The 12,998-nt window shown below is 62.3% G+C and carries 10 protein-coding genes; 6 read left to right on the forward strand and 4 right to left on the reverse strand.

The window, feature by feature from the left end:
• Positions 1–61: 61 nt before the first annotated feature.
• Complete coding sequence (locus OHD62_RS25970) at positions 62–1,639, reverse strand: trimethylamine methyltransferase family protein (protein ID WP_263788688.1); 1,578 nt, start codon at positions 1,637–1,639, stop codon at positions 62–64.
• Positions 1,640–1,844: 205 nt separating this feature from the next.
• Here OHD62_RS25970 and OHD62_RS25975 point away from each other — a divergent pair, with 205 nt between their 5' ends.
• From OHD62_RS25975 to OHD62_RS25995, 5 genes are all read left to right on the forward strand, one after another.
• Positions 1,845–3,752, forward strand: a complete 1,908-nt coding sequence (locus OHD62_RS25975) for a phospholipase D-like domain-containing protein (RefSeq protein ID WP_263788689.1) — start codon at positions 1,845–1,847, stop codon at positions 3,750–3,752.
• 86 nt (positions 3,753–3,838) lie between these two features.
• Entirely contained in the window at positions 3,839–4,999 is a 1,161-nt protein-coding gene (locus OHD62_RS25980) for an MFS transporter (RefSeq protein ID WP_263788691.1), read from the forward strand.
• Between the two features lie 114 nt (positions 5,000–5,113).
• Positions 5,114–7,171 carry a prolyl oligopeptidase family serine peptidase gene (locus tag OHD62_RS25985; RefSeq protein ID WP_412177428.1) on the forward strand — a complete coding sequence of 686 codons (2,058 nt, stop codon included), beginning with the start codon at positions 5,114–5,116 and terminating at the stop codon, positions 7,169–7,171.
• Between the two features lie 156 nt (positions 7,172–7,327).
• Positions 7,328–7,450: a capsid protein gene (locus tag OHD62_RS25990; protein ID WP_263788696.1), complete on the forward strand. Its 123-nt coding sequence runs from the start codon at positions 7,328–7,330 to the stop codon at positions 7,448–7,450.
• Positions 7,451–7,499: 49 nt separating this feature from the next.
• Positions 7,500–8,879 (forward strand): aspartate aminotransferase family protein, encoded by a 1,380-nt coding sequence (locus OHD62_RS25995; RefSeq protein ID WP_263788698.1) that lies wholly within the window; start codon positions 7,500–7,502, stop codon positions 8,877–8,879.
• Between the two features lie 164 nt (positions 8,880–9,043).
• Here the strand turns inward: OHD62_RS25995 and OHD62_RS26000 are convergent, their stop codons facing one another.
• Complete coding sequence (locus OHD62_RS26000; protein WP_263788699.1) at positions 9,044–9,724, reverse strand: HAD family acid phosphatase; 681 nt, start codon at positions 9,722–9,724, stop codon at positions 9,044–9,046.
• Between the two features lie 548 nt (positions 9,725–10,272).
• Here OHD62_RS26000 and OHD62_RS26005 point away from each other — a divergent pair.
• On the forward strand, positions 10,273–10,632 hold the full coding sequence (locus OHD62_RS26005; protein WP_263788701.1) for a hypothetical protein: 360 nt from the start codon (positions 10,273–10,275) through the stop codon (positions 10,630–10,632).
• A 265-nt stretch (positions 10,633–10,897) separates the two neighbouring features.
• On the opposite strand, the gene mmsB is transcribed toward OHD62_RS26005, so the two are convergent.
• Entirely contained in the window at positions 10,898–11,782 is an 885-nt protein-coding gene (gene mmsB / locus OHD62_RS26010; RefSeq protein ID WP_263788703.1) for a 3-hydroxyisobutyrate dehydrogenase, read from the reverse strand.
• 24 nt (positions 11,783–11,806) lie between these two features.
• On the reverse strand, positions 11,807–12,973 hold the full coding sequence (locus OHD62_RS26015) for an isobutyryl-CoA dehydrogenase (RefSeq protein WP_263788705.1): 1,167 nt from the start codon (positions 12,971–12,973) through the stop codon (positions 11,807–11,809).
• Positions 12,974–12,998: the final 25 nt, after the last annotated feature.

Genomic DNA, 12,998 nt, shown 5'->3' on the forward strand with positions numbered 1-12,998 from the left:
AGTTGATTGTCAGCGATGACTCCGCACCCCGACGCGAAGTCATCGTGTTGCCGAGTGTCGGTCAGAAATCAGTCGGGGCGCCGCCTTCGGCGCGGCGCTTTTCGACGAAGGCGTTGAGTTCTTCGCGAATGGCCGGGTCCATGTAAGGCTCCTCATAGGAAGCCAGCCGTTCCTTCCACACCTTGTTGGCCTTTTCGAGTGCCGTCGGCGATCCGGCTTCCGCCCAGTTCTCGAAATTGCGCCAGTCGGAAAGGATCGGCGCGTAGAAGGCGGTCTTGTAGCGATCCTGTGTGTGCTGGGTGCCGAAGAAATGGCCGCCTGGTCCGACTGACTGGATGGCGTCGAAGCCGAGCGCCTCTTCGGAAAGGTCGAGCGGGGTCAGGAACTCCGCCACCATCTGCAACAGGTCGATGTCCAAAATGGTCTTCTCATAGGAGCAGCGCAGGCCGCCTTCGAGCCAGCCGGCCGCATGCATCATCAGATTGCCACCGCCCTGGATGGCGCCCCATAGCGAAAAGACGCTCTCATAAGCCGCCTGCGCGTCGACCGTGTTGGCGGCACAGGTGTTGGAGGTGCGGTAGGGGATGTTGTAGCGGCGGGCGAGCTGGCCGCCGACCAGCTGCGCCTTCATGTATTCCGGCGTGCCGAAAGCGGGCGCGCCGGATTTCATGTCGACGTTCGAGGTGAAGCCGCCATAGCCGACAGGCGCGCCCTTCTTCACCATTTGCGCAAAGGCTATGCCGGACAGCGCTTCTGCATTCTGCTGCACCAGCGCGCCGGCGATGGTCACCGGAGCCATGGCGCCTGACAGGGTGAACGGCGTCACGATGACGACTTGGCCCTTGCTCGACATCTGGATGATGCCTTCCATCATCGGCACATCGAGCTTGAGTGGCGAATTGGTGTTGATGATGGTGAAGACCGACGGCTGCTCAAGCAATTGCTCGTGGCTGACGCCGCGCGCGATGCGGGTGATCTCGATGCCGTCGACATTGCGCTCCTTGCCGAGCGAATAGATGTGGAACACCTTGTCGGTCAGCGTGGCGAGATCGCGGATGCATTCGAGGTGGCGCACCGAAGGGTGGATGTCGATCGGCTCGACCGGATAGCCGCCGGTGCAGTTCAGGATGTTGTGCATCTGCGCGAGCTTGAGGAAATTGCGGTAGTCCTGCTGGTTGCCCGGCCGGCGGCCGCGATCGATATCGGAGCAGTTGGGCGCCGACGCCATCATCGAGATGATCAGATTGTCGCCGCCAAAGCGCACATTGTGCTCCGGATTGCGGGCATGAATGGTGAATTCCGACGGGCAATGCGAAACCAGCTCGAGGATCATGTCGCTGTCGAAGCGCACGCGCTCGCTGCCTTCGCGGACATCGGCGCCATGCGCCTTCATGATGCTGCGGGCTTCGTCGTGCAGCACGTCGACACCGATCTCCCTTAGCACCCGCAAGGAAGCGAGGTGGATCGATTCGAGCTCGTCGTCGGAAACCAGCCTGGTCGGCGTCAGCGGGATTTTCAACTGCCGGAAAGGCGGCTGTTCGAACGCCGCGGAGCCGCCGGCGCGCTTGCCTGCGCGGCCGCCGCGACGGGCGCGATCGGTTGCCAATGGCGGTTCGGCGGGGTGAAGGGCGGCGGTCATGACAGGCCTCGTACGCTGCGATAGTGCGGCGGCATAATGGACCGCCGGCTGTTCAGCCATTGCGGAGGCGGCGACCACTAGGGCGAGGGAAGCGACATGCCGAAAGGGCAGCTGGACGATGCGGGTGCCGCAACGTGAAACGCGTTACAGTTCTGTCTTTTACTTCTGACATACTTTCTTGTTGGGCACCTTTGAGGGGATCGCGATGCCAGACGTCATCAAAGTGCGTGCTGCGACAAACAACGAAGTTGCGTTCCTGTCATGGGATCTCGACGGGATGATCCCGGGCTGTCTCGGCTTCGAGATCGTGCGCCTCTATCCCGACACCGGCGAGGAGCGTTGCCTGGCGTCGTGGGTGCCGTTCAAGGGTCAGCGCAATCCAAGGTGGATCCCACAGGACACCGGCGTATGGCCGGTGCAAAAGACATTCTGGCGCGACCTTACCGTGCGCCGCCGGCGCGACAGCCTCGGCGTCAGGCCGCAAGGCGAGATGATCGCCTACCGTGTGCGCCCGGTCGGCGACATGAAGCCGGGCCTCGACCCAGTGCCGGTGCGCCCGAATCAGGTCGTCGAAGGCAAGCCCGCCTATACCGGACCGGCGCGGCCGCTTGGCTATCTCGGCCAGGGCGCCGTCAGCCCGCCGATCTTTCTCGGGCAGATGTTCGGCAAGGCGCGGGTCGCTTTCACCAATGGCGTGCTGTCGACACAATGGATGTCGCGCGCCCTCGAGGACGCCGGCATCAAGGTCGGGCAGCGCGACAAGATCAGGGCCGAACTCGAGCGCCCCGGCAGCGAGATACGCGCCTATCTGCATGGCGACGTGCCGGATGTGCTCACCAGCCTGATGAAACGGGCCAAGGACGAGGGCGGCACTGTCAGGCTTGCACTTTATGAGCTTGGCGACGACGAGCTCTGCGACGCGATCATCGACGCCAAGGATGTCGTCGACGTCATCCTCGCGAATTCGGGCAGGGACGACCAGACCAAGGCTTGGGATGCCGGCAACGCACCTTTCAGAAAGCGGTTGCGCGACGCCGGCGTCACGCTGACCGATCGTCTGTTCAACAACAACCATATCGGCCACAACAAATTCGCCGTCTACCGCGATGCGCAAGGCGATGCGCAGGCGGTCATGACGGGCAGCACCAACTGGACCTCGACAGGCATTTGCGGGCAGACCAACAACGCCTTCATCCGTGACGACCCTGCGATGGCCAAGGTGTTCGATGCCTATTGGGAGCGCATGAAGGCCGACGTGTTCCCGCCGCCGGCCAGCGAAAGCGCGGCCGGTCGTGTCGCCCAGACGCAAGGCGTGCCGTTCCGCAGGGAAAACCATATGCCAAACCCGCTGAACGGCGCCACGGTGGCGCTGGACGGCATGACGGTATGGTTTTCGCCGAACGATCCCGACCGTAACAAGAAGGATATCTCGGTGCGGCCGGTCGACCTTGCGGACGTTTTCGCCAGGATCAAGGCGGCGAAGCGCGCGGTGCTCTTCCTGGTGTTCAATCCTTCGCGGCTTGGCGAAAATTCGATCGTCGACCAGGCCGTCGCGGCAGCCATGGCGGATCCGAATCTGATCGTGCAAGGCGCGATCAGCGACCCCACTGCCATGCCCAACTACGTTGCCCCGACCAAGGATCCTGTCACCCACAAATCGAACAAGGACGGCAAGTCGCCTTTCGTCTTTCCGGAAAAGGTCTGGGAGGCGCCGAACGTCTCCATCGTCAGGGCGGCAAATCTCACCGGCGCCACGGTCGCGCGCGACTTCCAGGCAGAGGTGCTGACCGTCGGCCACGCGATCGTGCACGACAAGATCGTGATCATCGATCCGATGGAAGACAACGCCACTGTCATCACCGGCAGCCACAATCTCGGTTACAAGGCGTCCTACGAGAATGACGAGAATTTGGTGATCGTCGAAGGCGACAAGACGTTTGCCGCAGCCTATGCAGTACACATGCTCGATGTGTTCGACCACTACAAGTTCCGCGCCTGGCGCCGGACCATCGGAAAGGGACCTTCGGACAATGACGGGCTCTCCATCGACGACAAGTGGCTGAAGCCTTACGCGGACGGCAAGAAGGGAGCGATTGCCCGCTATTTTCCCTAGCATCTGCTGCGGGGCCGTGAGGCTGGAGCAAGCGGTTTTTGCCCGCGGAGCTTACGGCCATCGAGGCGACCCGCTAAGGCTGCCCGATGGATGTGGTGGAAAAAAGCGGCGACGAGCCGATGCAGTGGGCGGCGATCACCGGCGTGATCGCGACCGTCTCGGTGTTCGCCATCGCACAAGGGCTCTCCTATCCGCTGCTGAGCTTCATCCTGCAGCGACAGGGCATTTCGCCGGCCATGATCGGGCTGTCGGCGGCGATGACGCCGATCGGCTTCATCGTTTCGTCACCGCTGATCCCAGCTTTGGCGCGCCGGTTCGGGGCAGGGCGCACGGCGCTCACCTGTGCCGCCCTTTCGGCGATCGTGCTGGCGCTGATCGGCTGGACGCAGAACGTCTATCTGTGGTTCCCGCTGCGCTTCCTGATCGGCGTTGTGACCAACCCGCTTTATGTGCTGAGCGAGATCTGGGTGATCGCGTTGGCGCCGCCGGCACGCCGCGGCCGTGTCATGGGCGTCTATTCCACGATCATTTCGGCCGGTTTCGCGGCAGGTCCGCTTTGCCTGCTTGCCGTCGGCACGGAAGGCTGGCCGCCCTTCCTCGTCGGCATTGCCGCTTTCGTCTTCTGCGGCGCCTGCCTTGCCCTGGTGCTGCAACGGCTGCCCAAGGTCGACGAGGCTGGACACCGGGTTTCCGTGATGGGATTCATGCCGATGGCCTGGCTGCTGTTGTCGGCGGTCGTCGTCGCCGCCGGCTTTGAGCAAGGGGTGCTGGCGCTGCTGCCGGTCTACGGAACGCATTATGGCATCGCCGAAGCCCGCATGTCGGCGCTGCTGTCGGTGATGATCGCCGGCAACATCGCCATGCAGGTGCCGCTCGGCCTGCTGGCGGAACGGCTGACGGCGCGTCTGGTGCGCTTCATCTGCGTGTCGCTGACCGTGCTCGGATGCGCGCTGTTGCCGCTTCTCATCGAAACGCCGCTGATCTGGCCATGCGTCTTCATCTGGGGGGCGGTGTCCTACGGCATCTATACGATGTCGATCATCGAGCTTGGCGAACGCTTCACCGGCTCGGCGCTGGTCGCCGGCAACGCCGCCTTCTCGCTGATGTGGGGTGTCGGTGGCATCCTCGTCCCGCCGCTCACCGGCGGCGTCATGGACATCATCGGCGTGTCCGGCCTGCCGATCACGCTGGGCGCCATCTGCCTGGCGCTGGCGGTCATGACTGTCGTGCGGCGGCGCATGGTGTAAGCAAGCCGCTATCGGCCGATAACGCTGCATCGCCATCTTGAATGTGGACGCTTGCAACGCGATGTAGGCAAGGCCACCTGACAATGCTTTCGGAGACTGTTCGTGACCAAATCGATGACAAAAGGCCAGACTGAATCGGCTGCCGAGGATCCTTTTCTGTGGCTGGAAGACAGGACCAGCAAGCAAGCGCTCGACTGGGTTCATCGTCAAAATGAAGCAACTGTCGCCGAATTGCAGGGCCATCCGTCCTACCAGGCGACGTTCCAGACCGCGCTCGACCTGATGACGGCCGAGGACAACATCGCCGTCGGCGCCGCGCTCAATGGCCATGTCTATAATTTCTGGCAGGACAAGACCAATGTGCTCGGCCTCTGGCGTCGCACGACGGTCGCTTCCTACAAGACCGAGAAACCGGAGTGGGAGACGATCATCGATTTCGACGTGCTGTCGGCGAAAGAGGGCGTGAAATGGGTGTTCAGCGGCGCCAGCCGGCTTTACCCCGACTTCAACCTCTGCCTGGTCTCGATGTCGCCGGACGGTGGCGATGCCAGCGAGATGCGCGAATTCGACATCGAAACCAAGTCATTCGTCGAGGATGGCTTCCGGGCTCCCGCCTCGAAATCGGGTTTTTCCTGGCTGGACAAGGACACCGTGATCGTCTCGGCCGCCTTCGAGGAGGCGGACAAGACGCAGTCGGGCTATCCGCGCGTGGTCAAGCTCTGGAAACGCGGCGCCAGGCTGGAAGACGCGGCGCCGATCTTCGAGGCTGAGAAAGAGGATCTGGCCGCAGGTGCTGCCCTCGAGTTCGATGGCGACAGACGCTATCTGATCCTGGCGCGAACGCTGAATTTCTTCGCCTCGCACATCTTCCTGAGATTGCCTTCAGGCGAGAACAGGCGCCTCCCGCTGCCTGACGACATGACCGACAGCACGATCTTTGGCGACCAGCTTGTCTTCGGCGTGCGCAGCCCGTGGACGACGCCCGATGGTACGGTGTGCAAACCGGATGGTCTCTATTCACTGGATCTGGCGCGATGGGTCGAAACCGACGCGCTGGGACCTGTGGAAACCTTGCTCGAGCCGGCGCACCGCGTTTCCATTGCCGGCATCGCCCGCACGCAGGACCGGTTGTTCATCAACCTGATGGATAATGTCCGGGGCAAGGTCGTCGTCTGTGAGCGCGACAACGGCACCTGGTCGCTGAAGCCTGTGGCGCTACCTGCGAATGGCAATGTCGGCATCGCCCATACCGAACATTTCGGCTCCAGCGTTTCCTTCTCTTTCACCGATTTCCTGACGCCGAGTTCGATCGTCTGGTCGGACGACGATGGCGCGACGCTTGCCACCGTGAAGTCCCAGCCGGCGCGTTTCGACGCTTCGCCCTTCATCTCCGAACAGTTCGAAGCGCGCTCGAAGGACGGCACCATGATCCCTTATTTCGTCGTCAGGCGAAGCGATCAGGACGGCCCGGTGCCGACGCTGCTCTACGGCTATGGCGGCTTCGAAGTGCCGCTGCTGCCCGGCTATGCCGGCGTGCGCGGCAGGCTTTGGCTTGAGAAGGGCAATGCCTATGTGCAGGCCAATATCCGCGGCGGTGGCGAGTTCGGCCCGAACTGGCACCAGGCCGCACTCAAGGCCAACCGGCAGAACGCCTTCGACGATTTCGCCGCGGTTGCACAGGACCTGGTGAAGCGCGGCATCGCCACCGCAAGCTCGCTCGGTATCCAGGGCGGCTCGAATGGCGGCCTGCTGACCGGCGTCTCGCTGACGCAGCATCCCGAACTGTTTGGCGCAGTCATCATCGACGTGCCGCTGCTCGACATGCTGCGCTACACCGAACTGCCGCCCGGCGCCTCCTGGATGGCGGAGTATGGCGATCCGGCAAAGCCGGAAGAGGCGGCTTGGCTTGCCGCCTATTCTCCCTATCAGCATGTCTCCGCCGATGCCGCCTATCCGCCGGTGCTGCTGACGACATCGACCGCCGACGATCGCGTCCATCCGGGCCATGCGCGCAAGATGGCGGCGCGATTGCAGGCCGCCGGCCACGGCCGGACACTGTTCTTCGAGGAGACCGAGGGTGGCCATGGCGGGCGTGGCGACCGCCGGCCACAAGCCGCCCAGGCCGCGATGAAGTATGTCTTCCTGCAAAGGGCACTAAGCGGAACGGCTTGAAACCCAGGCCTCAGGCAGGCAAGAGCGGTTCATTGTTTTTACGGAAACGCCGAACCGCTCTCTCTTGTTTTTGCGCAATTCCCTAGGGAAAGCGCTACGCGCTTTTCCCGGGAAAACCGTTTCACACTTTTCCTGGAATTGCTCTAAGGTGCGAGCATGGCTCGTACGAAGACATCTGGCGCCTTCGGGGTCGCGGTGACGCCGTCACCGCGCACGCTTCGTGCTGAGCTGCTCCGGCTGTGCGCCCGCATCGGCTATTCGCCGCCTGCCTTCCTCTGACGAATCCGCCCCGGCCTTGCCGGATTGATTCAAAGAGGAAAGATCAGACATGACCTATCAGAATTATTCGCTGAAGCAGCTTCAGCAGATCGATGCCGCGCATCATCTTCATCCCTTCACCGACCACCGGGAATTGCGCGAGGCCGGCTCGCGCATCATCACCCATGCCAATGGGCCGTTTATCTACGATGCCGACGGGACGGAAATCCTCGACGGCATGGCCGGGCTGTGGTGCGTCAATGTCGGTTATGGCCGCGACGAGTTGGCCGATGCCGCCTATGCCCAGATGAAGGAACTGCCCTACTACAATTCCTTCTTCAAATGCTCGACGCCGACGCCCGTGCTGTTGTCGAGAAAGCTCGCGGAACTGGCGCCCAAGGGCGTCAACCAGGTCTTCTACGGCTCCTCCGGTTCGGAAGCCAACGACACGGCGCTGCGTCTCGTGCGCCACTATTGGGCGCTTGAAGGCAAGCCGCAGAAGAACCGCATCATCGCGCGCAAGATGGGCTATCACGGCTCGACGATTGCCGGCACTTCGCTTGGCGGCATGGAGCCGATGCACAAGCAGCTCGGCGGCGCGGTCCCCAACATCGTCCATGTGATGATGCCCTATGCCTATGAGCTAGCGCTGCCGGGCGAAAGCGACCATGATTTCGGCCTGCGGGCGGCGAAGGCTGTCGAGGACGCCATCCTCGAAGCCGGCGCCGACAAGGTCGCCGCCTTCATCGGCGAGCCGGTGATGGGGGCGGGCGGGGTGAAGATCCCGCCGATGAGTTATTGGCCGGAAGTGCAGCGCATCTGCCGCAAGTATGATGTGCTGTTGATGCTGGACGAAGTCATCACCGGCTATGGCCGCACCGGCGAGTGGTTCGCCGCGCAGACCTTCGGCATCGAGCCGGACATCATCACGACGGCCAAGGCGCTGACCTCCGGCTACCAGCCGCTGTCGGCGCTGCTGGTCGGCGACCGCATCGCGGCGACGCTGGTCGAGAAGGGCGGCGAGTTCTATCACGGCTACACCTATTCGGGTCACCCCGTGGCCTGCGCCGTGGCGCTGAAGAACCTCGAGATCATGGAACGGGAAGGCCTGGTCGACCGCGTCAGGAACGACACCGGACCCTATTTCGCCAAGGCGCTGCAGGACCACATCGCCGGGCACGATCTGGTCGGCGAGGTACGTTCGATCGGGCTGATGGGGGCGATCGAGATCGTCAGGGACAAGGCGAGCAAGGAGCGGTTCCTACCTTCGGGCAGTGCTGCGGTGACGGTTCGCGACCATGCCATCGCCCAGGGCATGATGCTGCGCGCCACAGGCGACACGATGATCCTGTCGCCACCGTTGATCTGGACCCGCGAGACGATCGACATGGCCTGCGAGCGCATCGCCAAGGCGCTGGATCTGGCGCAAGCGGATTTGCGCAAGCAGTGAGGAAACGATTGCCGGGCGTCCCGCAGTCGGGCGCCCGGCGTTTGGATGCCGCATTCTGCTAAAGGATTCGCTAAGCAAGGGCGGCTATCAGGTCTCCATTTCGTTGGACAGCGCAGATGGTGCTCGGAAAGGAGCTAGCGTCCGTGCTTACACCGTAGCCGCCGTCAGCGAACCCTGTAGAACGGATTCGGCAGCAGGAACAGCTTCTCGGCATGTCCTCCGAACAGGTCGGATGGCTGGTCGCCGACATTGGCAATGATCGTGTAGCCGGCCTTTTCGATCTCGGCTCTTATGGGTGCCTTGAAATCTGCGGCGGAACCATATTTGGCACCAGGCTGGACCATGTAAAGTCGCTCATAGCCGGCATAGCCCGCCGATTGCAGGTTCTGTTCGGTTGCATGACGCTGGTCCTCCGGACGTCCGGTGATGAAAAATACCGCGACTTTCACCGTTCCCGCCTGCCGGAAAACCTCCAGCACAGGTTCGATGGCTGGATCCTTCGCAAGCTGGTCCCAAGCGGCCCAGCCACACGGACCGTCGAGCGCGACGTCGCAGGCGCCGCCGATCGGGCGGCCGAAGTTGTCGCGCGTGATCACTTCCCAGTTGGCCAAAGCCGTTTCGTCGATATCGAGTACCAGTGCGGGGCGAGGCACCTCCGTTGCGCGCTTGACGACCCAATCGCCGGCCTGCTTCGCCACGGCGGCAAGGTCGCGATCATATGCGCCGGAATCATGATAACTGGCGGCCGCCAACATCGCGTCGCCGACATTGGCTGGCTGGGACGGGCTTGTGAGAAAGAGCGAGTCGTCGGCACGCGTCGACCCAGGCACATTTGTGCCAATCATCAGAACGATTGCCCCGACGGCCCCACGACGCGCAATTCTATTCCAACCAATCGTCTGCATCACAATATCTTGCGGTCGCGAGAAGTCCTCTGTCAAGCGAGGCAAGGCACAGGTCCTCGAAACTGCGACGCTGAATTAGAGAATTCCGAAGCAGACGCCGAATGTTTCTATGAGTTGCTGCAAGGTGCAGGATTTCCGCCATCGCTGCAAAGTAGCGCTTGCAGATACGAACCGACGTAGTCCTTCTGTGCCAGAAGCGGAACTTCCGGATCTGATGGCAAACGAGCGTGACAGGAGCACGCACGAGGCCGATGATCATCTGGAAATGCACCAGGACGATCGACATGGCCTGCGAGCGCATCGCCAAGGCGCTGGATCTGGCGCAAGCGGACCTGCGCAAGCGATAAACGAGTACCGGGTGCTCCTTGATCAGGGCGCGCCGGGACTCAAGTGCAACTTCCGCTGCGATGTCAGGGAACGAAATGCCCTCGTTGCACGTAATGTGGTGGGGGTCGGCCATACCGGCTGCATTTGGGGTTTGGATTTCGATGAAAAAAATTGGCAAGGGCCGTCGGGCGCCGGACGCAGCGGCGATAGGTCATGACCTGATGCTGGCGCCGTTGGTGGCGATGATGCGGCTGCCGCTGATGGTAGCGGACGCTAAAAATGGTCGAGGTGCCGAGACGACGCGGGCAGTGAGTGAGAAGACCGTCGCCATGGCGGAAGGCGCGTTTGCAGCGCAATTGGCGTTGCTGCAGTCGGCATCGCGCTTCTGGCCCGAGGTTTTCTCCGGCCGCACGCCATCGCTGTTCAATGGTATCGCGGCGGAGCGGTCGATCAGCGCGGCGCTGAAACCGGCTAGCCGTGCGGTAAAGGCCAATTTTCGCCGGCTGTCGACAAAGACCTGACTCTGCCGGGCGGGTTGAAAAGGCAAAAACCGCGCCCCATCGGGAACGCGGCTTTGCCAGATACGCATGGCGTTTCGCTACAAATGCACTTGCGAAACTTACGGGCTCCGGTACGCGAGACCTGATCCGGAGCACCGGGCGGATATCCGCCTCGCAATCCGTTTTACAGGCACATCGTTACCGGGGGGTTAGCGAGAGCTTAAGCAAATCTAAACTTGCGATCCTTGCCGGCTATAAAATCCAAAAAACTTGTTAAATCAGAGGTTTACGCAGTGGCGCCACGCAGGAAATTTATGATGCCGGAAAAATCCGCGCCAGCATTCCCTTGCGCATTGAACAGCGCGTAAAGTTGCGCGGCTTCGGCGCCAAGCGGCGTCACCGCGCCGCTACTTTGCGCGGCTTCTTGCGACAGTTTTAGGTCTTTCAGCATAAGGGCTGCCGCAAATCCCGGTTTGTAGTCATTGTTGGCGGGCGATGTCGGCACCGGGCCGGGCACCGGGCAATAGGTGGTGAGCGACCAGCACTGGCCGGAAGAGGTGGAGGCGACGTCGAACAGCGCCTGATTCGAAAGGCCAAGTTTTTCCGCCAGCACGAAAGCCTCGGCGACACCGATCATCGAAATGCCGAGGATCATGTTGTTGCAGATCTTTGCCGCCTGTCCGGCGCCGCCGTCGCCGCAATGGACGATACGGCCGGCCATCGGCTTGAGGATCGGCTCGGCCCTGGCGAAAGCATCCTTCGAGCCACCAGCCATAAATGTCAGCGTGCCGGCGGTGGCACCTACGGTACCGCCGGAAACCGGTGCGTCGATAGAAAGCAGGCTATGCTTGCCGGCGACGGCATGGGCCTTTCGCGCCGACTCGACATCGATGGTCGAGGAATCGATGAACAATGTGCCCTTCTTCGCCTTGGGCGCGATGTCCTCATAGACCGAGAGCACATGCTTGCCGGCCGGCAGCATGGTGATGACTACATCGGCGCCCTTCACCGCTGCGACGGCATTGGCCATGATGATGACGCCATGGTCGCGCGCAACCGTCAGGTTCTCCGGCATCAGGTCGAAGCCATGCACGGCATGTCCCGCCTTGACCAGGTTGGCGGCCATCGGATTGCCCATGTTGCCCAGGCCGATGAAGGCGATGGTGGTCATCGTGTTCTCCCGAATTGTCTGCTTTCAGCGGCCGATCAACGCGCGGGCGACGATAACGCGCATGATCTCGTTGGTGCCTTCGAGGATCTGGTGGACGCGCAGATCCCGCACCAGCTTCTCGATGCCGTAATCGTGCAGATAGCCATAGCCGCCATGCAATTGCAGCGCATCGTTGGCGACGTTGAAGCCGATGTCGGTGACGAAACGCTTGGCCATCGCCGACCATTTCCCGGCATCGGGCGCCTTGCGGTCGAGCTTCGCGGCCGCGGCGTAGAGGAAGATGCGCGCGGCCTGCAACTCGGTCTCCATGTCCGCGAGTTTGAACTGCAGCGCCTGAAACTGGTTGATCTTGGAGCCGAAAGCCTTGCGCTCGGCCGTGTAGGAAAGCGCCTTGTCGAGCGCCGATTGCGCGCCGCCCAGCGAACAGGCGGCGATGTTGAGCCGGCCACCATCGAGGCCGGCCATGGCGATGGAAAAGCCGGCGCCCTCCGTCGAAAGCAGGTTCTCAGCCGATACCTTGCAGTCCTCGAAGATGACCTGCCGGGTCGATTGCATGTGCCAGCCCATCTTGTGTTCGTTGGCACCGAAGGAGAGGCCCGGCGCATCCTTTGGCACGACGAAGGTGGAAATGCCCTTCGGCCCATCGGCGCCAGTGCGCGCCATGACGACATAAAGGTCGCTGTCGCCGGCGCCGGAGATGAACTGCTTGGCGCCGTTCAGCACATAGTCACTGCCGTTCTTCACCGCGCGCGTCTTCAGCGCCGCTGCGTCCGACCCCGAGCCCGGCTCGGTCAGGCAATAGCTCGCCAGCCATTCCATCGAGGTCAGCTTCGGCAGAAAACGCTGGCGCTGCTCCTCGTTGCCGAAGCGGTCAATCATCGACGCCACCATATTGTGGATCGAGATGAAGGAGGAAAATGCCGGATCGGCGCGAGAAAGCGCTTCGAAGATCAGCACGGCGTCCAGGCGGCCGAGCGCCGAGCCGCCGACATCGTCCCTGACATAGATGCCGCCGAAGCCGAGCGGGCCGGTCTCACGGACAACATCTGCTGGAAAATGCTTGTTGCGGTCCCAGTCGAGCGCATTCGGCGCGACGCGGTCGGCTGCGAAAGCCCCAGCCATCTCCTGGATGGCACGCTGGTCCTCATTGAGTTCGAACTGGCTGGTGCTCGCATCGACAGCGGCGTCCATGGCGTGCTCCCTTGGGTTGGCTTGC

This window comes from Mesorhizobium sp. YC-39 (assembly GCF_025753795.1).
In the GTDB taxonomy this organism is placed as follows: Bacteria; Pseudomonadota; Alphaproteobacteria; order Rhizobiales; family Rhizobiaceae; genus Mesorhizobium.

Coding starts and splice junctions, on each gene's coding strand:
- OHD62_RS25970 (WP_263788688.1), bottom strand. CDS start 1,639: ATGACCGCCGCCCTTCACCCCGCCGAACCGCCATTGGCAACCGATCGC.
- OHD62_RS25975 (WP_263788689.1), top strand. CDS start 1,845: ATGCCAGACGTCATCAAAGTGCGTGCTGCGACAAACAACGAAGTTGCG.
- OHD62_RS25980 (WP_263788691.1), top strand. CDS start 3,839: ATGGATGTGGTGGAAAAAAGCGGCGACGAGCCGATGCAGTGGGCGGCG.
- OHD62_RS25985 (WP_412177428.1), top strand. CDS start 5,114: ATGACAAAAGGCCAGACTGAATCGGCTGCCGAGGATCCTTTTCTGTGG.
- OHD62_RS25990 (WP_263788696.1), top strand. CDS start 7,328: ATGGCTCGTACGAAGACATCTGGCGCCTTCGGGGTCGCGGTGACGCCG.
- OHD62_RS25995 (WP_263788698.1), top strand. CDS start 7,500: ATGACCTATCAGAATTATTCGCTGAAGCAGCTTCAGCAGATCGATGCC.
- OHD62_RS26000 (WP_263788699.1), bottom strand. CDS start 9,724: ATGATTGGCACAAATGTGCCTGGGTCGACGCGTGCCGACGACTCGCTC.
- OHD62_RS26005 (WP_263788701.1), top strand. CDS start 10,273: ATGAAAAAAATTGGCAAGGGCCGTCGGGCGCCGGACGCAGCGGCGATA.
- mmsB (WP_263788703.1), bottom strand. CDS start 11,782: ATGACCACCATCGCCTTCATCGGCCTGGGCAACATGGGCAATCCGATG.
- OHD62_RS26015 (WP_263788705.1), bottom strand. CDS start 12,973: ATGGACGCCGCTGTCGATGCGAGCACCAGCCAGTTCGAACTCAATGAG.